This is a genomic window from Cupriavidus sp. HPC(L), from assembly GCF_000307735.3.
Classification (GTDB): Bacteria; Pseudomonadota; Gammaproteobacteria; order Burkholderiales; family Burkholderiaceae; genus Cupriavidus.
The window spans coordinates 19,668-40,308 of the sequence record NZ_AMPR02000113.1; the positions used below are offsets into that span (position 1 = coordinate 19,668).

Genomic DNA, 20,641 nt, shown 5'->3' on the forward strand with positions numbered 1-20,641 from the left:
ATTGTGCGGTCTGGCAATGACGCCTGGAAGGCCGGCGTGGGCGCATCACGGGTGGGGGTACTACGACACCGCCGCGCCGCTCTATTTTTCTGGCCGCGTGGTGTCGGTGACCTGGCGCAACCCGCATCCGCAGGTGACCATCGAGGTCGACGCCAGGACTCTGCCGGCCAACTGGAACGCGCTGCCGGTGCCGCCGGAACTGGCCGAGCTCGGCTTCGGCAACACGCTCGCCGCGGTGCGCGCGCCGGCCTCGCCGGGACGATGGACGCTCGACCTGGCGCCGATCAACCGGCTGGAGCGATGGGGCATGCCGCGCGAGCCCCGTCCGGGCGACCGGCTCGAGGCGATCGGTTTTCCGTCCTGCAGCGACCGCCATGTCGCGCGGCCCGCGCTGATCGTGCTGGACGGCGTCGGCGTACGCCAGCAATCGGTCGCGCTGCCGGCCGGATGCAGCGGCGCGCCGCGCGGCTGAGCGGGACGGCGGCATGGAAGCGTGGGACGACTTGTTCGCCGCGGTCGAGACATGGCAGCCCGTGACGGCGCTGCGCGCATCGACCTGGGCCTATCCGCTGGTCAGCTGGCTGCATCTGCTGGGCATGGGGCTGCTGTTCGGCACCATCGCGGTGGTCGATCTGCGGCTCGCCGGTGGATTGATGCGGCTCGATGACGCGGCGTTGCAGCGGACGCTGGTGCCGCTGTCGCTGATGGGCTTCGCGCTGGCGGCGCTGTCTGGGGTTCTGCTGTTTGCGCCGGCGGCGCGGGAGTATCTGTCGAACCCGTGGTTCGGCGCCAAGCTGGCGTTGATCGCTACGGCGGCGCTGAATGCGCTGGCGCTGCATCTGGCGTCGCGCCGGCGGCGGAATCGCAGCCATGGCCGGCTGGCGGGATTGCTGTCGTTGGGGCTTTGGGCGGCTGTGATGCTGGCGGGGAGGATGTTGGCGTTTGGGTGAGGGATGGCAATCGTTGCCGCTGTGCGACCGCCGCCGCCCTCTCCCCCAGCCCCTCTCCCGCAAGCGGGAGAGGGGAGCGCATCATCGCGGCGGTGATATCCATGGGAAACGGGAGCGGGTCGTCGCGGCGGCGGTGCCGGAACAGGCAGCGGTCATCGCGGTCGTGCTGCCTGCCGGATAGCGAAGCGGGTCGCGCTGCCGACGCGCGGGCTCCCTCTCCCGCTTGCGGGAGAGGGTTGGGGAGAGGGCAACCGGCGCACGCAATCTCCGCAAGCGCCTCGCACCCCCTGAACTTTATTGTTACCCCACGGTCACATCGAGTCCGTTTCCTCACTGCAATTCGTCCCACCTGGGAGCCCCGCATGAAAACGACTTCGACTCGCCTGTTGCCCCTGTCCACGTTTGCCATGTCGCTCGCCCTGACCGCCGCCGCGACAACGGCCGCCGCCGCCGAACCCGCGGCAGCCGCCCCGGCACCATCAGTAACGCCCTACGGCCCGCAACTCGAAGGCTTCCCCTACCCCCACCCGATCCAGCGCTTCACCTTCCAGTCGCAGCAGCAGGAGCTGTCGATGGCCTTCATGGATGTTGCACCGAAGGGCAAGCCGAACGGCCGCACCGCGGTGCTGCTGCACGGCAAGAATTTCTGCGGCGCGACGTGGGAAGCCACCATCGACACGCTGGCCAATGCCGGCTACCGGGTGATCGCGCCGGACCAGATCGGCTTTTGCGCGTCCACCAAACCCCGCGGCTACCAGTTCAGCTTCGCGCAGCTCGCGGCCAATACGCAGGCGCTGCTGCAATCGCGCGGCGTGACCCGTGCCACCGTGATCGGCCATTCGATGGGCGGCATGCTGGCCGCGCGCTTCGCGCTGCAGTATCCGAAGTCGGTGGAGCAGCTGGTGCTGGTCAATCCCATCGGGCTCGAAGACTGGCAGGCCGAGGGCGTTCCCTATGCCACCGTCGATCAGCTGTATCAGGGCGAGCTCAAGACCAGCTTCGACTCGATCAAGGCCTATCAGCTGCGGTTCTACTACAACGGCAAGTGGCGCCCCGAATACGATCGCTGGGTCGCGATGCAGGCCGGCATGTACGCCGGTCCGGGCAAGCAGCAGGTGGCCTGGAACCAGGCGCAGACCTCGGAGATGCTGTTCACGCAGCCCGTGGTCCACGAGTTTTCGCGGATCGCCGTGCCGACGCTGCTGATGATCGGCGAGAAGGACCGCACCGCGCCGGGCGCAAACCGCGCGGCGCCCGAGATCGCCAGCAAGCTGGGCAACTATCCCGTGCTGGGACAAAGCGCCGCGCGCACGATTCCGAACGCGACGCTGGTGGCGTTCCCCGAGCTGGGCCATTCGCCGCAGGTCGAATCGCCGGCGCAGTTCCACAAGGCGCTGCTGCAAGGGCTGGACGGCAAACCGGCAAATCGCTGAACCACAACGGGGCGCGGGATGGGCGCCCACATCGAGATCAACGCGTCATCGTCGCGCTCCAGCGCCCTCCCCCCTCGACCGTGCCCTGCATGGTCTTGCCGCTGATCTCGCCGGTATAGCGCTGCTGACCGGCGACGAACGAGATCTTCGTACCGTCGATGCGGCCTTCGCTGATCGGCGTCGTCGCGCCTTCCTCGCGCAGCGTCCCTTCGATCATCTGGTACTTCTGCGTCAGCACCAGCTGCTTGTCGCCCATGCGCCAGCTGCCTTGCACCTTGGCCGGAATCACCCACTTGTAGGCGGTGCAGTGGCCCGCGCAGCCCTGCGTGACCTGCGCGGTCTCGTCCGGCTCCCAATCGTCCATCGTGAAGGTATTGGAGACCACGCGCGTGCCCGGCTTCATGTTGAGCAGGGTCGGACGCAGCCGCAGGTTCAGGTCCGGCAGCAGGAACAGCGTGACCACGGTCGCGTTCGAGAAATCCGACTTGAAGATGTCGCCCTGGTCGAAGCGGGCGCGATTGCCGACGCCCTCGGCCTGCGCGGTCCGGCGCGACAGCGCCACCAGATCCGGATTGAACTCGATGCCGCGCGCCGTGGCGCCACGCTTGGCCGCGGTGATCACCAGCCGGCCATCGCCCGACCCGAGGTCGACCAGATGGTCCCTGGGCGTCAGCTCGGCCATGTCGAGCATGCGGTCGACCAGTGCCTGCGAGGTCGGCACCCACACCACGTCCTTGCCCGACTGGCCGACGGATGGCTTGTAGACCGAGGTCACCTCCGACGCTGTCTCCGTCTGCGCCAAACCGGGGCCGCTCAATGCCACGGCCCCCGCGGCAAACAGCGCGGCAGCGACGAAGGACTTGTGCAAGATCGTCATCGACGTTCTCCTGTTCGAATGGTCACATGGGGTCCGGTGAAGCATCCTGCTGTTCCGCGGGCTCGGCCTCCTTGCGCTTGAACAGCAGGATCGGCGCGCCGGCGGCGAGCATCGCGAGCCCGATCAGCGCCGCGGCGCCGGTATAGGTCACGCTGGCATAGAGCATGTACAGGCAGGTCAGGCAGAAGATGATCGGCGTGACCGGATACAGCGGCACGCGGTATGGCAACGCGCGCTCGGGCTGGCGCCAGCGCAGCACGAACAGCGAGAAGCCGACCAGCAGCAGGAAGCCCCAGAACACCGGCGCGGTGTAGTCGACCATCGCCTTGAAGCCGTCGCGCGTGATGGCCCCAACCGCGATCAGCGCCAGCGCGATGATCCCCTGCGCGATCTGGCCATTGGCGGGAGTCTTGCCCCGGCCGTCCCAGATGCCGACCCACTGCATCACGGTCATGTCGCGCGCCATCGCGTAGAACACGCGCGAGCCGGTGAAGATCGTGGCGTTCAGCGTCGAGATCGCGGCGACCACGATGGCCGCGGTGACCACGCGCTCGCCGATCGGCCCGGCTACCACGCGCATCATGTCGGCGGCGACCGCGTCGGATTGGCGCAATCCGTCGAGCCCGAGGACCGACAGCAAGGCCAGATTGGCCAGCGTGTACAGCACCACCAGAAGGACGGTGCCGCCGGCCAGCACTTTGGCGATATTGCGCGGCGCGTCCTTCAGTTCGCCGGTCAGATAGGCGGCCTCGTTCCAGCCGCCATAGGTAAGCAGCACGAAGATCATCGCCATGCCGATCGCCGCGGTTTCAGGCGGCATCGACGGCGCGGCGCGCTCGGCGGTCTCGGGCGATCCCAACATGCCGAACAGGATGATGGCGCCGATCGCGCCGATCTCGAGGAAGGTCACCACCACCTGCAGGTTCTTGCCCTCGATGGTGCCGATCACGTTGACCGCGGTCAGCACGATCACCGCCAGCGCGGCATAGATGGCCGGACCCAACGGACCGGCCGGCACCAGCTGGGCCACGTAGTCGCCGAGCATGAAGGCGACCGCCGCGATGGCGCCGGTCTGGATCACCGTGCATCGCGCCCATCCGAACATCATTGCGGTGGAGCGGCCATAGGCGCGCGACAGGAAGTGGTATTCGCCGCCGGCGTTGGGATGGGCCGCCGACAGCTCCGCGTAGCACAGCGCGCCGATGAAGGTGATGATGCCGCCGACGATCCAGACCAGCACGAACATCGCCTCCGACTCGACGCTGCCCGCGACGATCGACGGCGTGCGGAAGATCCCGACCCCGAGCACCAGCCCCACCATGATGGTGATCGCATCGAAGACCGACAGGATGCCTTGCGGTCTGGGTTGGTTCGGATCGGTCATCCCGGTCATCCCTTGCCTCGGACGGATGGAGCGAAATGAGCTTGCCAACTGAGCTCGCCAGATGAGCCTGCATTCCGCGCTCGCATCGCTGCCGTGGAAGGCAGCGGACTTGTCTGCCTGTCCACGATACGAAACATCCGGATGGGTGACTAGGGGTGCGGCGACCTCCTCCGAAGGTCCGTCACGCGACGTGACGGGAGGGACGCTCCAATGGCGCCGAAAATGACATCGGTGTCATTCAACGTTGGCCGAACGCCGCACCCGCGAACAGGTCCTTGAACTCGCGCGGCTGCGAACGCCAGTACTGCTTCGGCGCCCGGACCTGCGCGCCGAGCCTGGCGGCGGCGTGCCATGGCCAGCGCGGGTCGTACAGCATCGCCCGCGCCAGCGAGACGGCGTCGGCCTCGCCGTTGGCGATGATGCTCTCGGCCTGCTCCGGCTCCGTGATCAGCCCGACCGCGATGGTCGGCAGTCCGACCTCGGCCTTGACCCGCTGCGCGTACGGGACCTGGTAGCCCGGCCCCAGCTTGATCGCCTGCTGCGGCGACACGCCGCCCGTGGTCACATGGATTGCCGCGCAACCGCGCCGCGCGAGCTCCTTCGAGATCGCCACCGTGCCCTCGATGTCCCAGCCATTGGGCACCCAATCGGTCGCCGAGATGCGCGCCCATACCGGGCGGTCGGCCGGAAAGACGGCGCGCACCGCGTCGAACACCTCCAGCGGAAAGCGCATCCGGTTCTCCAGGCTGCCGCCGTACTCGTCGTCGCGATGGTTGGCGATCGGCGACAGGAACTGGTGCAGCAGATAGCCGTGCGCGGCATGGATCTCGATCGCATCGATGCCCAGGCGCGAGGCGCGCTTCGCGGTCTCGACGAAATCGCGCTTGACGCGTTCGAGGCCGGCGCGGTCGAGCGCCATCGGCGCGACTTCGCTGGACGCATGGGGTACGGCCGACGGCGCCTCGGTCTGCCAGCCCTCCGGCTCGTCGGGCCGGATCTGCGCCCCGCCATCCCACGGCGCGCGGCTCGACGCCTTGCGGCCCGCATGGGCGATCTGCATCGCGACCTTGATCGGCGAATGGGCGCGCACCGCCTTCAGCACGCGGCCCAGCGCCGCTTCGTTGTCGTCCGAGTACAGGCCGAGGTCGTAGGGTGTGATGCGTCCCTGCGGCGAGACCGCGGTCGCTTCGAGAATCAGCATGCCGGCGCCGGACAGCGCGAGGTGGCCCAGATGGATCAGGTGCCAGTCGGTGGCATTGCCCTGCTCCGCCGAGTACTGGCACATCGGCGCGATCAGGATGCGGTTGTCGAGCTGCAGATCGCCGATCTGCAGCGGGGTAAACAGTGCGGACATCGAGAACCTCTTCTGTGTTCTGGTGGATACCGGCCCGCCGTGGCAGGCCATGCGGGCCAGACGAGCCAGGCAGGCATTGTGCGGCAACTGGGCGATCGCTGCAGGCGGCGGGGAACGGCGCGCATGGATGCATGTTGGTGCGAGACCCATCGATCGTGGTGCGGCGCCTCCCGCCGATGGTGCCCGCGCCTGGTCTCGGCGCGGTTCCGGCGAGGCGATACGCGAAATCGCCGTGGTGACCCCGAAAATCCGATGGCATATCACTTGCTTTGGCACTGCCGACGTCTCTTCCCCACTCAGGAGCCATGCCAGTGAACCGCTTCGCCCGCGCCTTCGCATCGATGTCGACCGCCGCTTCCCCCGCCTCCGCCGCTTCGGCAACCGGCGCCCGTCAACGGCTTGGCAGCATCGGCGCGGCGCTCGCGCTGTCGCTGCTGGCCTTGCCAGGGTCGGCGATGGCCGAAAAGGTATTGCGCATCGGCATGACCGCGGCCGACATTCCCCGAACGCTCGGCCAGCCGGACCAGGGCTTCGAGGGCAACCGCTTCAGCGGCATTCCGATGTATGACGGCCTGACGCAATGGGATCTGAGCAAGAGCGACGGCCCGAGCCTGTTGATCCCCGGGCTTGCGACCGAATGGAAGGTGGACGCCAAGGACAAGACCAGATGGGTCTTCAAGCTGCGCCCCAACGTCAAGTTCCATGACGGCACGCCGTTCAACGCCGATGCGGTCGTGTGGAACGTCGGCAAGGTGCTGGACAAGACCGCGAAGCAGTTCGACCCCAGCCAGGTCGGCGTGACCGCATCGCGGATGCCGACGCTGCGCTCGGCGCGCAAGATCGACGACCTGACCGTGGAGCTGACCACGTCCGAGCCGGACTCCTTCCTGCCGTACAACCTGACCAACCTGTTCATGGCTTCCCCCACGCAGTGGGAGAAGAAGTTTGCCGCGGTGCCGGCCTCGGTCAGCGACCCGATCGAGCGCTCCAAGCAGGCGTGGGTTGCCTTCGCCGCCGATGCGGCAGGCACCGGCCCCTTCAAGATGAGCCGCTTCGTGCCGCGCGAGCGCCTCGAGGTCGTGAAGAACGCGCAGTACTGGGACGCGAAGCGCGTGCCCAGGATCGACAAGGTCGTGATGATTCCCATGCCGGAGGCCAATGCGCGCACCGCGGCGCTGCTGTCCGGACAGGTCGACTGGATCGAGGCGCCCGCACCGGACGCCATCGCGCAGATCAAGAGCCGCGGCTTCCAGGTCTACGCCAACACGCAGCCGCATATGTGGCCATGGCAGCTGTCGTTCGCGCCAGGCTCGCCGTGGCTGGACAAGCGCGTGCGGCAGGCAGCCAATCTGTGCGTGAACCGCTCGGGCCTGAAGACACTGCTGGGCGGGTATATGGCCGAGGCCAAGGGCATCGTCGAAGCGGGCAACCCGTGGTGGGGCAATCCGAAGTTCGATATCAGGTACGACCCCGCGGGCGCCCGCAAGCTGATGCAGGAGGCGGGCTACTCGGCGGCCAAGCCGGTCAAGGTCAAGGTGCAGGTCTCCGCGTCCGGCTCCGGCCAGATGCAGCCGCTGCCGATGAACGAATACGTACAGCAGAACCTGAAGGAGTGCTTCATCGACGTCGACTTCGACGTGGTCGAATGGAACACGCTGTTTACCAACTGGCGCATCGGCGCCAAGGACCCCAGCGCGCACGGCGCCAACGCGATCAACGTCAGCTTCGCGGCGATGGACCCGTTCTTCGCGATGGTGCGCTTCGTCAGCAGCAAGACCCAGCCGCCGGTCTCGAACAACTGGGGCTACTTCAGCAATCCCGAGTTCGACAAGCTGATCGAGACCGCCCGCACGTCGTTCGACGACAAGGGCCGCGACGCCGCGCTGGCGAAGCTGCACGCCCGCATCGTCGAGGAGGCGCCGTTCGTGCTGATCGCGCATGACGTCGGCCCGCGCGCGATCTCGAAGAAGGTCAAGGGCGTGGTGCAGCCGCAAAGCTGGTTCATCGACATCGCCACCATGTCGATGGACTGAGCGGAACCCGATCGACTTTCCGGCCACGACCATGTCCTACCTGCTTCGCCGCGCGCTGTATGCGCTGCCCATCCTGCTGGGCGTCGCGCTGCTGTGCTTCTCGCTGGTGCATATCGCGCCGGGCGATCCGCTGGTGTCGGTGCTGCCGCCCGACGCCTCGGAAGAGATGCGCCAGCAGCTCGCCGCGCTGTACGGCTTCGACAAGCCCTTCATCGAGCAATTCGTGCACTGGCTGACCCGCGCGCTGCACGGCGACCTGGGCACCTCGATCGCCACCAGCCGCCCGGTGATGCAGGAGGTGGCCGCCGCCGTCGTCAATTCGGTGCGGCTGGCGGCGGTGGCGACGCTGATCGGCTTCACCTTCGGCTGCCTGTTCGGCTTCGTCGCCGGCTATCTGCGCGATTCCGCGGTCGACCGCGCCGCCTCGTTCCTGTCAGTCTTCGGCGTCAGCGTGCCGCACTACTGGCTCGGCATGGTGCTGGCCATCGTGTTCTCGGTGATGCTCGGCTGGCTGCCGGCGACCGGCGCCGGGCCAGGCGGCTCCGGCGACTGGGGCTGGGATTGGGAACATCTCCAGTACATGCTGCTGCCGGCGATCACGATGTCGGTGATTCCGATGGGCATCGTTGCACGGACCATCCGCGCGCTGGTGGCGGAGATCCTGTCGAACGAGTTCATTGTCGGACTGAAGGCGCGCGGCCTGTCCGACCTGGCGGTGTTCCGCCACGTCGTCAAGAACGTCGCCCCGACCGCGTTGTCCGTGATGGGCCTGCAGCTGGGCTATCTGCTCGGTGGCTCGATCCTGATCGAGACGGTGTTCGCGTGGCCCGGCACCGGCTTCCTGCTGAACTCGGCGATCTTCCAGCGCGATTTCCCGCTGCTGCAGGGGACCATCCTCGTGCTGGCGGTGTTCTTCGTGCTGCTGAACCTGATGGTCGACGCGCTGCAGATGCTGTTCGATCCGCGCATCCAGCGCAACTAGTACCCGGAGACAGCCATGGAAATGACGCTGGACAATACCGCCGCGCCGGCCGTGGCGGAGCGCTCCCCCGGCTACTGGACCACGGTCGGCCGCCGGCTGCTGCGCAACAAGCTTGCGATGGCCGCGGCCGTGATCCTGCTCGCGCTGATCCTCGTCGCGCTGTTCGCGCCGCTGCTGATGCCGGCCGATCCCTATGCGTCGTCGATCCTGAAGCGCCTGAAGCCGATCGGCACCGAAGGCTATCCGCTCGGCACCGACGAGCTGGGCCGCGACATGCTGTCGCGGCTGATCCTGGGCGCGCGGCTGTCGCTGTTCATGGGCATCACGCCGGTGCTGATCGCCTTCGTGCTCGGAAGCGCGCTGGGCATCGTGGCCGGCTATGCCGGCGGCTGGGTCAATACCGCGATCATGCGGGTGGTCGACATCTTCTACGCCTTCCCGTCGGTGCTGCTGGCCATCGCGCTGTCCGGCACGCTGGGCGCCGGCGTCGGCAATGCGCTGCTGTCGCTGACCATCGTGTTCGTGCCGCAGATCGCGCGCGTGGCCGAGAGCGTCACCACGCAGGTACGCAATCGCGAGTTCGTCGACGCGGCGCGGGCCTCGGGGGCGTCCGCGCTGACGATCGTGCGCGCGCACGTGCTGAACAACGTGCTGGGACCGATCTTCGTCTATGCGACCGGCCTGATCTCGGTGTCGATGATCCTCGCGTCCGGCCTGTCGTTCCTGGGCCTGGGCGTCAAGCCGCCCGAGCCCGAATGGGGCTTGATGCTGAACACGCTGCGCACCGCGATCTATACCCAGCCGTGGGTGGCCGCGTTGCCGGGGGCGATGATCTTCGTGACCTCGATCTCGTTCAACCTGCTCGCCGACGGCATCCGCTCGGCGATGGAAATCAAGGACTGAGCCGATGCCCCTGTCCACACCGAACGCCGATCTTGGCGGCCCTGCCCAGCCGCTGGTGATTGCCCGCGATCTGGTCAAGCATTTTCCGTTGAAGGGCGGCATTCCCGGACGCCGCGCCGGCGCCGTGCGCGCGGTCGATGGCGTCAGCTTCCACGTGCTCAAGGGCGAGACGCTCGGCGTGGTCGGCGAATCGGGCTGCGGCAAGTCGACCACGGCGCGGCTTCTGATGCAGCTGACCGAGCAGGACAGCGGCGAGCTGATCTTCGACGCGGAAGGCGTCGGCTCCGCGCAGTTGCCGCTGAAGCGCTATCGCAGCCAGGTGCAGACGGTGTTCCAGGACAGCTATTCGTCGCTGAATCCGCGGCTGACCATCGAGGAATCGATCGCCTTCACCGCGCGCGTGCACGGCGTTCCGGCGCGCGAGGCCATCGAGCGGGCCCGCCATCTGCTCGGCCGCGTCGGGCTCGAACCGTTGCGCTTCGGCGGCCGCTATCCGCACGAGCTGTCCGGCGGCCAGCGCCAGCGCGTCAATATCGCCCGTGCGCTGGTGCTCAGGCCACGTCTGGTGATCCTCGACGAAGCGGTATCGGCGCTGGACAAATCGGTCGAGGCCCAGGTGCTGAACCTGCTGCTGGACCTGAAGGCCGAATTCGACCTGACCTACGTCTTCATCAGCCACGATCTGAACGTGATTCGCTACCTGTGCGATCGCGTGATGGTGATGTACCTGGGCAAGGTCGCCGAGATCGGCGATACCGAGGCGATCTACGCCAACCCGGCCCATCCCTACACGCGCGCGCTGCTCGCCTCGATGCCGTCGATGGACCCGGACCGGCGCACGCTGACGCCGCCGCTGGCCGGCGATCCGCCCAATCCGATCGATCCGCCGCCGGGCTGCAGTTTCCATCCGCGCTGCGGCCTGGCCGAGGCCGTCTGTGCGCGGCGCGCGCCCGTGCTGTCCGCGGCGATCGCCGGCCATCCGGTGTCCTGCCTGATGGCGGAACCGGACAGCGGCCATTCACGGGCAACGGCGCGGCGAGCCGAGACCGCCGTTGCGGATGCCTGTTGAGGAGACCAGCATGAATGCCACCGTCATCGCGTCGGCACCAGGCGCCTTGGCAACGAGCGCATCGGCACCGAACGCCACGCCTTCGTCCGACCCGCCGATGGTCGCCGTGCGCGACCTGCATGTCGCCTTCGACGCCGGCGGCAAGACCATTCGCGCGGTCAACGGCGTCTCGCTGCAGGTGGCTCCCGGCGAAGCGGTCGCGCTGATCGGCGAGTCGGGCTCGGGCAAGAGCGTCACGCTGCGCGCGCTGATGCGGCTGCATCCGCCCCGCCGCACCACGATGGCCGGCGACATCGTCATCGACGGTACCGACGTGATGCGGCTGGATGCCAAGGGCTTGTCGAGGATTCGCGGCGGCACCGTCGCCATGGTGTTCCAGGAGCCGTTGCTCGCGCTCGACCCGGTCTACACCATTGGCGAGCAGATCGTCGAATGCATCCGCGCCCATAGCCGCGTCTCGGCCGGAGAAGCCCGCAAGCAGGCCCTGCAGGCGCTGGAGGCGGTTCGCATCCCGAGCCCCGAGCGCCGCCTGGCCGCCTATCCGCACGAGCTGTCGGGAGGGATGCGCCAGCGCGCGATGATCGCGTTGGCGTTGTCGGCCAGGCCGAAGGTGCTGCTGGCCGACGAGCCCACCACCGCGCTCGACGCCACCGTGCAGATCCAGGTGCTGATCCTGCTGCGCGAACTGCAACGCGCGCTGGGCCTGTCGATCGTGTTCGTGACCCACGATATCGGCGCCGCGGTGGAGATCGCCGATCGTGTCGCGGTGATGTACGGCGGCCGGATCGTCGAGGAAGGCCCGATTCGCACGCTGCTGCGCGATGCGCGTCATCCGTACACGATCGCGCTGCTGCAAAGCCGCCAGCACGGCATGGCCCGTGGCGAGCGGCTGGCCGCCATTCCGGGATCGCCGCCCGATCTGGCGGCATTGCCCGCCGGTTGCAGCTTCGCGCCGCGATGTGCCCAGGCCCGGCCCGAATGCCTGCGGCACGTGCCGCAGCCCGTCTCGGTCGGCGACGGCCATCGCGTCAGCTGCGTGCTGGCCGCTGCCACCGAACCTGCATTGGCCGTGGCCTGACCCCACCGGACCGGTCCCGACCATCGCGCATCGCCCGGCCCTCCGGTCGAGCCAGACCCTGCGGAGACCCCATGAGCCTCGCATCGCACCCCTCCCGTTCGTTCATGCCCTACCCAGAAGCCGACGTGCCGCACGCGCTTGACGGGCCCTTGCGGGGGCTGCGCTTCGCCGCCAAGGACCTGTTCGACGTGGCGGGCTACCCCACCGGCGGCGGCAACCCCCACGTGCTGGCGATGTCGGGCGTCAAGTCGTCTACGGCACCGGCGGTGCAATGCCTGCTCGACGCCGGCGCGAAATTCGTCGGCAAGACCCATACCGACGAGCTGGCCTTCTCGATGAACGGCAACAACGCGCACTACGGCGCGCCGGTCAATGGCGCGGCTCCCGACCGCATCACCGGCGGCTCGTCCTCCGGCTCCGCCTCGGCGGTGTCGCACGGCCTGTGCGACCTTGCGCTGGGCACGGACACCGGCGGCTCGGTACGCGCGCCGGCCAGCCATTGCGGCCTGTTCGGGATTCGGCCGACGCATGGCCGCATCTCGCTGGCGGGATGCCTGCCGCTGTGCGACAGCCTCGATACCTGCGGCTTTTTCGCGCGCGATATCGGCACGTTTGCGCGGGTCGCCGATGTGCTGCTGGGCCCGGATGCCAACGCCTTGCCCGCTTCGGTCCGCCTGCTGCTGGCCGACGATCTGTTCGCGCTGGCCGAGCCGGCTGCGCGCGATGCGCTGCTCCCGGTGGCGGCTCGCATCCAGGACGCGCTGGGCAACGGCGATGCGGTCGCGGCCGCGGACCGCCCGATCGGCGATCTGTACTGGGCCTTCCGCTACGTGCAAGGGTGGGAAGCGTGGCGCAGCGATGGCGACATGATCGAGCGCTACGGCCTGCGGCTCGGTCCCGACGTGGCCGCGCGGTTCGCGTTCTCGAAGGAAGTCACCGCGGGCCAGCGCGACGAGGCCATGCAGGTGCGCCGCGCGTTCACCGCCCACCTTGCCGCATTGCTGGGCGACGACGGCGTGCTGCTGTTGCCGACGATGCCCGATATCGCGCCGCTGCGGGACGCCGCGCTCGACACGCTCGAGGACTACCGCAACCGCGCCGTGCAGATGCTGTGCCTGGCCGGCCTGAGCGGCTTTCCGCAGATCACCCTGCCGCTGTGCCGCCGCAATGGCGCCCCGCTGGGCCTGTCGCTGCTCGGGCCGGCCGGCAGCGACCGCACCCTGGTCGCGTTGGCGGGGCGCGTGGTGGCCGCCTTAGGGTGAAGTCTGAAATACCTCCGTCGTTCCCGCGAAAGCGGGAATCCAGTGTCTGCGAAAGTCACTGGGTCCCCGCCTGCGCGGGGACGACGAGTGATAGCGGCTGTGTGTCATTCCCGCGAAAGCGGGAATCCAGTGTCTTTGCAAGCCGCTGGGTCCCCGCCTGCGCGGGGACGACGCGTGATAGCGGCTGTGTGTCGTTCCCGCGAAAGCGGGAACCCAGTGTCTTTGCAAGCCGCTGGGTCCCCGCCTGCGCGGGGACGACGGGTGATAGCGGCTGTGTGTCGTTCCCGCGAAAGCGGGAATCCAGTGTCTTTGCAAGCCGCTGGGTCCCCGCCTGCGCGGGGACGACTGGGTAATCGCTTATCGCGTCACGTCCAGCACCCACCCCGGCTCGATGTGGTCGGGGTTCTCCGCAAGGTTGTACTGCGGATTCAGGTTGATCAGCTCGCGCAGCGCGTAGGCGGCGACCTGCTGGTCCGCGGTCATTGCCTCGGCCTCGGCGTCCTCTTTCTGGCCGTCGGACAGCAGCGTATCGAGGTTCGTCGCCGCGATGCCCCACAGCGTCGACGTCTCGACGCCGGCATGGAAGGGCTGCACGGTCACGCGTCCGTTGCGCGGACGCGGCCGCGACGGCTCGGGCTGTTGCGGCGGCGGTTCGGTAGCAGGCGGCCTGGGCTCCTCGGACGGTTTTTCCGACCGCGGCGGCTGGGTCGGAGCCGGCCGTGTCGGCGACGGGTCCTGCGTCGAGGGAACCGACGGCGTCGAGGACGGCGATGGCGGCTTCACCGGCTGGTCTTCCTCGTCGCTGCCAAGGGTCTCGAGCAGGATCTTCATGCCGAAATTGACGATCACGCCGCCGCCCAGCAGCACCAGCCCATACGGCATCGCGCGGCCGAAGAACTCCCATTTGCGGGGCAGCAGCGACTGGTCCGGCTTCAGCTGAATATTGCCGCCCTTGTCCGCCGCCAGCTTGTTGTACTCCCGGTTGGCGACGCCGCGCTCGACGCGCGACTGCAGGAAGGCACCGACACCGAAGGTGGCAAGGCTCGCCGCACCGAGGCCGCCGGCCACGCCGCCGTACGTCATCACGTCCGTCACCGCCAGTGGAATCGCGCCGGCCGCATACATGCTCATCACGAACTTGCGCGTATGGGCGGCCGGCAGCGCAGGCAGCTTGACCTTGGCGTGGTAGCCGATGCGGTTGGCGATATTGAAGCTCGCCAGCACGCCGTTGGCCGCGAGGAACGCCGTGTTGCTGTACGTCGCGACATTGCCCAGGTCCACGCCGTGATGCATGAACCAGTTCACCGTGGTGGCGTTGTTGATCGCCAGCGTGCCGATCTGCAGGCCGTCATTGATGCGGCCGGCGACGGTGTCCGGCGTCAGCAGCGCCGTGCCGGCCTGCTTCAGCGCCTGCACGGCGGCTACAACTTCCTCCGCCGACGGCTTGTTGGTGTCCGCGCCGACATGCCGCTCGAGGACCTGGATATGCGCGTCGAATGCCTTGCGGTTGTTCTCGCTGATCCCCCAGATCGCGGCGCGGTCGCTGGCCAGCGCCTTGCGCAGCCAGGCGACATCGGCAGGCGTCTGCCGCTCGGTGCGGCGGATCACCCGGTTGGCGAAGGCGGTGCGGCCGGCGGCGATGCCGCCGCGATAGATGAAGCAGGAGCCGGCCACCACCACCGATGCGGCGGTGCCAGGCATCGGGATGAACGGCATCGCCGCGGCGCCGGTGGCGAAGGCCCCGCCGACCGAAGCCGCGGCGGTGGCGTGCAGCTTCCATGGCCGCGGTGTCGGCGTGGGTGACGACGATGCCGGCTGCGGGTTGGCCGGAGCCGGCTTGCCGGCCTGGTTGCCGGCCTGGTTGGCCGCCTGGTTGGCGGCCTCGGCGGCGGCAGGCTGCTCGGCATCGGGATCGGGCCGGGCAGGCTGTGCCGGCTTGGCGGCGCTCGCAGGATCGGCGGACTGGGCAGCCGCCTCGGCGGCCGCGGTCTGCTCCGGCTCGGGGACCGGCCTGGCCTGTTTGCCGCTCGGCGCCGCCTTGGCGGCGTTGCTCGTGTCCGGGGCGCCGGCCGTTTCGCTCGACTGCCCGGACTCGTTCGGCTCCGGCGATGCCGCCCCCTCCGGCTCGGACTCGCCGCCATGCCGGAACGTGGCCGAGCGCACCGTGCCCTGCGGATCGGTCGCGACGCGCGCGACATTGGCCTGCGCGGCCTCTCGCATCTTCGCCAGCACCGTCACCACCGCCTGCCCATGCGCGGCCAGGCCGCCACCGGGCTCGACCGACATCACGTCGGCGATCTTGACGCTGCCGTCGGCGAAGAATGCAAACTCCACGTCCTGCAGCAGCAGGCCGCGCCCGTCCGCGCCGTTCTCGATACCGTGCTCGATCGCATCGAGATCGCGCAGCGTCCGCGCGTTCATCCGCGCGGCATACTGCGGCAGCAGATTGCCATTGCCGTCGAGCAGGTCTGCACTGCCCGCCAGATAGCGTTCATAGACGATGGCCGGATGGCCGAGCACCGTGTCCCCGTCGCCGCCATGGATTCGCAGCGCCGGCATGCCCAGCGCCTCGACCTGCGCCATCGCTTCGCGTTCGGCGCCCATCGGGAAGGCGGCGATCATGCTGTCGTTGCCGAGCCCCACCGCATGGCTGTTGCCCAGCGCAAACACGGTCTTGACTGCACCCGAGCCCAGCCGCGGGCCCAGATAGGAGGCCAGGTCGACGGACGTCTGCCGGCCGTCTTCGTGGACCAGTCGCACCGCGTCGACGCCGTCGACCGCGAAGCCGCGGTTGGCATGGCGATATGGTTGCGGTTGCAGCGTTTGCCAAGCCACGCCTTGCTGATCGAGCTTCAGGACCGGCCGGGGCGGGCTGCCCCCATTGACATCCGCGGGCTCCAGCGCATCGAGCTTGAAGCCCGCCGCCGGCAGCATCACGTCGACGCCCATCACGTCCGCCACCTGCTGCGCGAAGGCACGCCGCGCATGCTGGCTGCCCCCGTCGAGCGCCAGCACGACCGCTCCGCCCTTCTTGCCAGCGTCGGCAAGTTCCAGCGCGAGCCGGTGCGCGCCGACCGCTTCGCCGTTCTCGTCGAGCAGGCCACGCTCGCGATCGAAACGCCCCAGCACGACGTTGTAGTCGCCCGGCACCATCACCTTCAACCGCGAGGCGCCGAACGCCGCATCGGCATGGCGCGGCGCCGCGGCGCGCCACGCGCCGGGGTCGGCGACGTGGATGGCATTGCCGTCGTGGGCGGCGTTCACCGGCCTCGGCGCATCGCCGCGCGGCATCGTGAATGCGCTGTCCGGCAGCGCCTGTCCGCCTTCGCTGACGCCGACGATCGGCAGCGCCGGCATGGCGCCGTAGAAGCGTCCGCCCTGGCTGTGCACGGGCGCATCGGACTGCGCCATCGCCTCGGGGCTCGCATCGACCCGCATCGCGCCGCCGAAGACGGTATCGCCGCCGTCATGCCAGCCGCGGATCTCCCACCTGCCGTCCGGCGCGTAGACACGGGCGTCCAGCGCGGTGGCCAGTTGCTGCGCCAGCGGCAGCGGACCGTCCATGCCGAAGCAGTCGTAGATCAGCACCGGCATGCCTTCGCGATAGTCCGGGTGCAAGCGGATCCGGTCGGCCAGCGCGGCCGCGTCGTAGCCGGGACGGCCGCTGCCGTCCATGTCCATGCGCACGCCCTGGTAGGCGCCCTCGGCGCGCACGGTGAAATAGCCGGGCACCTGCGGCACCGAGATCGGCATCGCGCGGTTGTCGAACGTGACGTAGCCCGCCTCGGCGGCCAGATCCAGATGCGCCCTGGCCCGCGGGAAATGCCCCAGTTGCTGCAGCACGTCGACCCGCTCGCCCGCTTCGTTGCGTACCAGCGGCATGCCCTCGGCAAAGCCCTCCGGCAGCGCCACGCGGATATCGCCTTCGTAGCCGCGGTTCAGCGCGATCTCGCCCGGCACCGTGCTGCCGTCTCGCCGCGACAGCGGCACGGTGCCGATCGCATCGTCGGCGGCCGGCACGCGGCCGGCGCGGTACTGGGCTGCGGGCACGACCTGCAGACGCACCTTGACGCCGACCGCCGCCTGCCGGTCGAGCTGCGCGGCGGCCTGCAGCGGCGAATCGAAGGCGCCGATCACCTTGGGCCTGGCATTGGCCGTATCGGCGTCGCGCACCGCCACATACTTGACGTCGGCCAGCCGGCCGCCGGTTGCATGCACGCTGTCGATCACCGCGGCGATGGCCGCGTCGCCCGGTACGCCGTCGCGCAGCGACCAGCTGCGATCGACGATCGCGGGCACATGGCGGGCCTGGATGTTGCCGCGCCCGCCCTCGTCCGCACCATGGAAGGGACGCCGCAATCCATGCGCGAACAGGTCCTCCAGCACCGAACGCGGCTGCCGGCGCGGCATCGCGGTGCCCATCAGCGCGGGCACCGGCGCGCCGGGACCGGTGGTGGCCTCGGCGCCGGCCCATTGCCGCAGCAGCCGGTACACCGCCAGGTGGACCTCCGGGGAGAAGCCATCGACCGTGGCCACCCGCTGCCGCGACACGCCGTCGACCGCACCGGCGTGGACCGACGCCTCGATGGCCGACAGGATCTGGTTCTCGGTCGGCATCAGATGCGCCTTGCCCAGCTGACGGAGCAACGCGGCGCCAATCGCATAGGCGCCCCAGTTCGACACGCTGGCGGTCACCAGGATGTCGGTCCGGACCACCGAGGCGATCGGCGTGCCGTCCGGCGCCAGCGGGACGAACGCCGCCACATTGCCCATGCCGGCCTCGTTGCCGCCATCGCCGACCGAGGAGGTGCCGATGCCCATCTCCTGCGCCGCCTTCAGGAACGCATCGATACCCGGCGTGAAATCGTCGAGGTTGACCCCGCGCATGTTGTGCTTGGTGCCGGCAGCCGTGCGGCCGGGCAGTTCGATCGACGACACGTGATCGGGCCGCAGTTCCTCCAGCATCGCGCGGACCACCGGCGAGCTGCTGTCCGCATGCTCGTCGAACACGTGGACGGAATCGAGCGGCTGGCCCATGTCTGCCAGCGCCGCTTCGAGGATCGGCTGGTTGGCTGAATCGACGATATAGCTGACGCGCTTGCCGGCGGCGCGCAGCATCGCGCCCAGCGCCACGGTTCCGGGCGGGCCGTCGGTTTCGGGCAAGCCCTCGGCCACCGAGAAGCCGGTCAGCAGCAGCACGTGTTCGGCATCGGCCATCGCCGCGGCGGCGTGCACCGCCCCCTTTGGAATCGCCAGCCGGTCGATATTGCGGCCGGTATAGCCGGTCACCATCGCGTCGATCGCGGCCGGCATCCGGTTGGCATCGAGAATGCCGCGAATCTGGCCCGGATCGGTGCTCGCGCTGAACTCCGGCACGCCGAACGCACGCGCGCGAGGATCCTCGGTCATGCCTTGAGCGAGCCGCACGACCTCGCTGGCGCGGCCCGTGGTCACCGCCAGCAGCGGCAGCATGTCCTGGGCGCTGACCTCCTCGAACGGAATCGGCTCGGGCAGCAAATCGTCCTGCTTCAGCACGCCGCGCTCGATCAGCCGGTCGACCAGCGCCTTGGCCTGGTACTGCATCGGGTCGATCAGCTTGACGTGGCCGAGGCCGCTGGCATCGAGCTGCTGGCGGATCAGCTTGGCCAGCGCCGGATAGTGCGTGCAGCACAGCCACAGCGACTCGGTCTCGGGCGGAATCCGCTCGGCGTTGATGTACTTGGCGACCAGCTTCTGGATCGCCACCAGTTCCGGCCCTTCCTTGGCCTGGTGCTGCAGCGCGTTGACCGCGGCGGCCCACTCGTTGGCGCCGATCTCCAGCACGTTCTGCCCGGTGCGCAGCGCGTCCACCGCATCGCGATAGGCATGGCTGTTGACGGTGCCCGGCGTGGCGACCAGCGCAAAATTGCGGCCGCCGTCCTGGGCCATCGCGCGGGCGGTGGTGTGGATCAGGTTGATGAAATCGCGCTCGCTCAGCCCGGCCCAGCCTTCCGGATAGGTGATGCACGCCGTGTTGCAGCCGAGCGCGTTGGCATCGGCCTGTTGCTGGTGCATCGCGTGCAAACCGTCGTTGACGCGGCGGATCAGGTCGTCGCGCTCGCGCCCGCCGTAGGTGCCCGCGGCGTGGTCGCCGTACGCGACCAGCTGCACGCGCTTGCCGGTCATCGAGAAGATGTGCCGGGCGATGTTCATCGCGGCCAGGATGCCGCCGTTGCTGGAGTCGAATACGGTGACCTCGATGATGTCGTCGATCACCTTGATGCCGAACTGCTCCGGGTCCACGCCCTTCGGCACGAAGCGGCGCTGCATGCCGTCCAGCATCTGCGCCAGGTCAAGTCCATCCGGCAACTGCTTGGCCTGAGCCTGCAGCAGCTCGTACAGCCCCAGGAAGCTGCGCTTGTCGAGGCCGCGCATGCTGGTCGCGCCGCGCTCCAGCGTGACGCTGTCATACGCGTGCAGCGCGGCCATGCGGTCGATCATCGCGGCGACGCGATCGGTCGTCGGCATCGCGTGGTCGCTGCCGGACGCGCGCTGCAGCGCAAAGCCGACCGCCTGCGCCGCCAGGTTGGTGTTCATGCCGACCACCGGATGGCTCGCGCCGACCGCCGACCACTGGTCGATATCGGCGGGCTCGACATGCAGCGACGTCATCGCGCGCTCGAGCGCCGAGCGCATGCCCGCGGTATGGCTGTCGGCGCCGATCGCCACGGTGACCAGGTCCTTGGCATTGGCCTCGACCAGCAGCTGGTCGACCCGCGGCGCACCGTCGAGGCGCTCGCCGTTGGCCAGCCGGTATTCGCCGACGCGGTTGCGGCCGGCCACCTCGACCGCGACCACGGCCTGGGTCCGATACTTTGCCAGCAGCGCCTGCGCCTGCTGGGCGGCCCCGGTCGAATCGGTGGCGGTGAAGGTCTCGATGCGGGCATCGGCCAGACCCAGTTCGCCCTGCAGCAGATCGGCCAGCAGCGCCTCGTGCGCAGGGTCGGTGACGAAGATCACCTCCTTGCCCAGCGCGCTCAGATAGGCGCCGAGCGACGCCGCGCCCAGCGGTCCATGCGTGTCCGCGCCGCCGTGCAGCGTGGCGGGCGACGTTGCGATCAGCACCGTATCGACATCTTGCAGCGCCCGCGCCGCCAGCTCGGCGCCATAGGGCACCGACAGCGACATCGGGCGCCCGTCCATGCCGGCCACGCGGTCCAGCGGCGAAATCGCGTTCTGCAGCACGATCGACGGCTCGGCGCGCGCGGCCTCGAGCACGGCGGCACGGCCGCCGCCGCCATGTGCAAACACCGCGCTGCGGACATTGGGCCGGACAT

Annotated in this window: 13 protein-coding genes; 9 read left to right on the forward strand and 4 right to left on the reverse strand. The window is 69.0% G+C overall.

The genetic code is table 11. The features are described 5' to 3' along the window. Positions 1 to 16: 16 nt before the first annotated feature. From B551_RS26500 to B551_RS08780, 3 genes are all read left to right on the forward strand, one after another. Positions 17 to 472: a DUF6152 family protein gene (locus tag B551_RS26500; protein ID WP_172682448.1), complete on the forward strand. Its 456-nt coding sequence runs from the start codon at positions 17 to 19 to the stop codon at positions 470 to 472. A 13-nt stretch (positions 473 to 485) separates the two neighbouring features. Further along, positions 486 to 950 (forward strand): hypothetical protein, encoded by a 465-nt coding sequence (locus tag B551_RS08775; RefSeq protein ID WP_006578636.1) that lies wholly within the window; start codon positions 486 to 488, stop codon positions 948 to 950. A 362-nt stretch (positions 951 to 1,312) separates the two neighbouring features. After that, complete coding sequence (locus tag B551_RS08780) at positions 1,313 to 2,383, forward strand: alpha/beta fold hydrolase (protein WP_216599692.1); 1,071 nt, start codon at positions 1,313 to 1,315, stop codon at positions 2,381 to 2,383. Positions 2,384 to 2,420: 37 nt separating this feature from the next. On the opposite strand, the gene B551_RS08785 is transcribed toward B551_RS08780, so the two are convergent. The 3 genes from B551_RS08785 to B551_RS08795 all read right to left on the reverse strand — a co-directional run bounded on the left by B551_RS08785 (position 2,421) and on the right by B551_RS08795 (position 5,998). After that, positions 2,421 to 3,260 (reverse strand): class I SAM-dependent methyltransferase, encoded by an 840-nt coding sequence (locus tag B551_RS08785; RefSeq protein WP_006578638.1) that lies wholly within the window; start codon positions 3,258 to 3,260, stop codon positions 2,421 to 2,423. Positions 3,261 to 3,282: 22 nt separating this feature from the next. Then, positions 3,283 to 4,644, reverse strand: a complete 1,362-nt coding sequence (locus tag B551_RS08790) for an APC family permease (protein ID WP_006578639.1) — start codon at positions 4,642 to 4,644, stop codon at positions 3,283 to 3,285. A gap of 238 nt (positions 4,645 to 4,882) precedes the next feature. Next, on the reverse strand, positions 4,883 to 5,998 hold the full coding sequence (locus B551_RS08795; protein ID WP_023263909.1) for an NADH:flavin oxidoreductase/NADH oxidase: 1,116 nt from the start codon (positions 5,996 to 5,998) through the stop codon (positions 4,883 to 4,885). 455 nt (positions 5,999 to 6,453) lie between these two features. On the opposite strand from B551_RS08795, the gene B551_RS08800 reads away from it, so the two are divergent. The 6 genes from B551_RS08800 (at position 6,454) to B551_RS08825 (ending at position 13,325) form a co-directional block, all read left to right on the forward strand. Then, positions 6,454 to 8,031, forward strand: coding sequence for an ABC transporter substrate-binding protein (locus B551_RS08800; protein WP_253281335.1), 1,578 nt, complete (start codon positions 6,454 to 6,456; stop codon positions 8,029 to 8,031). A 31-nt stretch (positions 8,032 to 8,062) separates the two neighbouring features. Beyond that, positions 8,063 to 9,013 (forward strand): ABC transporter permease, encoded by a 951-nt coding sequence (locus tag B551_RS08805; protein WP_006578641.1) that lies wholly within the window; start codon positions 8,063 to 8,065, stop codon positions 9,011 to 9,013. Between the two features lie 15 nt (positions 9,014 to 9,028). Next, positions 9,029 to 9,916 carry an ABC transporter permease gene (locus B551_RS08810; protein ID WP_006578642.1) on the forward strand — a complete coding sequence of 296 codons (888 nt, stop codon included), beginning with the start codon at positions 9,029 to 9,031 and terminating at the stop codon, positions 9,914 to 9,916. 4 nt (positions 9,917 to 9,920) lie between these two features. After that, a complete protein-coding gene (locus tag B551_RS08815) occupies positions 9,921 to 10,985 on the forward strand; it encodes an ABC transporter ATP-binding protein (RefSeq protein ID WP_006578643.1) in 1,065 nt (354 codons plus the stop codon). Positions 10,986 to 11,082: 97 nt separating this feature from the next. After that, positions 11,083 to 12,063 carry an ABC transporter ATP-binding protein gene (locus tag B551_RS08820; protein ID WP_023263911.1) on the forward strand — a complete coding sequence of 327 codons (981 nt, stop codon included), beginning with the start codon at positions 11,083 to 11,085 and terminating at the stop codon, positions 12,061 to 12,063. A 71-nt stretch (positions 12,064 to 12,134) separates the two neighbouring features. Beyond that, positions 12,135 to 13,325: an amidase gene (locus B551_RS08825; RefSeq protein WP_023263912.1), complete on the forward strand. Its 1,191-nt coding sequence runs from the start codon at positions 12,135 to 12,137 to the stop codon at positions 13,323 to 13,325. 357 nt (positions 13,326 to 13,682) lie between these two features. Here B551_RS08825 and B551_RS08830 read toward each other — a convergent pair whose 3' ends face one another. After that, complete coding sequence (locus tag B551_RS08830; protein ID WP_052511297.1) at positions 13,683 to 20,615, reverse strand: LWXIA domain-containing protein; 6,933 nt, start codon at positions 20,613 to 20,615, stop codon at positions 13,683 to 13,685. Positions 20,616 to 20,641 lie beyond the last annotated feature (26 nt).

Excerpts from the sequence above, each read along its gene's own strand:
- B551_RS26500 (WP_172682448.1), top strand. The coding sequence starts at position 17 with ATGACGCCTGGAAGGCCGGCGTGGGCGCATCACGGGTGGGGGTACTAC.
- B551_RS08775 (WP_006578636.1), top strand. The coding sequence starts at position 486 with ATGGAAGCGTGGGACGACTTGTTCGCCGCGGTCGAGACATGGCAGCCC.
- B551_RS08780 (WP_216599692.1), top strand. The coding sequence starts at position 1,313 with ATGAAAACGACTTCGACTCGCCTGTTGCCCCTGTCCACGTTTGCCATG.
- B551_RS08785 (WP_006578638.1), bottom strand. The coding sequence starts at position 3,260 with ATGACGATCTTGCACAAGTCCTTCGTCGCTGCCGCGCTGTTTGCCGCG.
- B551_RS08790 (WP_006578639.1), bottom strand. The coding sequence starts at position 4,644 with ATGACCGATCCGAACCAACCCAGACCGCAAGGCATCCTGTCGGTCTTC.
- B551_RS08795 (WP_023263909.1), bottom strand. The coding sequence starts at position 5,998 with ATGTCCGCACTGTTTACCCCGCTGCAGATCGGCGATCTGCAGCTCGAC.
- B551_RS08800 (WP_253281335.1), top strand. The coding sequence starts at position 6,454 with ATGGCCGAAAAGGTATTGCGCATCGGCATGACCGCGGCCGACATTCCC.
- B551_RS08805 (WP_006578641.1), top strand. The coding sequence starts at position 8,063 with ATGTCCTACCTGCTTCGCCGCGCGCTGTATGCGCTGCCCATCCTGCTG.
- B551_RS08810 (WP_006578642.1), top strand. The coding sequence starts at position 9,029 with ATGGAAATGACGCTGGACAATACCGCCGCGCCGGCCGTGGCGGAGCGC.
- B551_RS08815 (WP_006578643.1), top strand. The coding sequence starts at position 9,921 with ATGCCCCTGTCCACACCGAACGCCGATCTTGGCGGCCCTGCCCAGCCG.
- B551_RS08820 (WP_023263911.1), top strand. The coding sequence starts at position 11,083 with ATGGTCGCCGTGCGCGACCTGCATGTCGCCTTCGACGCCGGCGGCAAG.
- B551_RS08825 (WP_023263912.1), top strand. The coding sequence starts at position 12,135 with ATGAGCCTCGCATCGCACCCCTCCCGTTCGTTCATGCCCTACCCAGAA.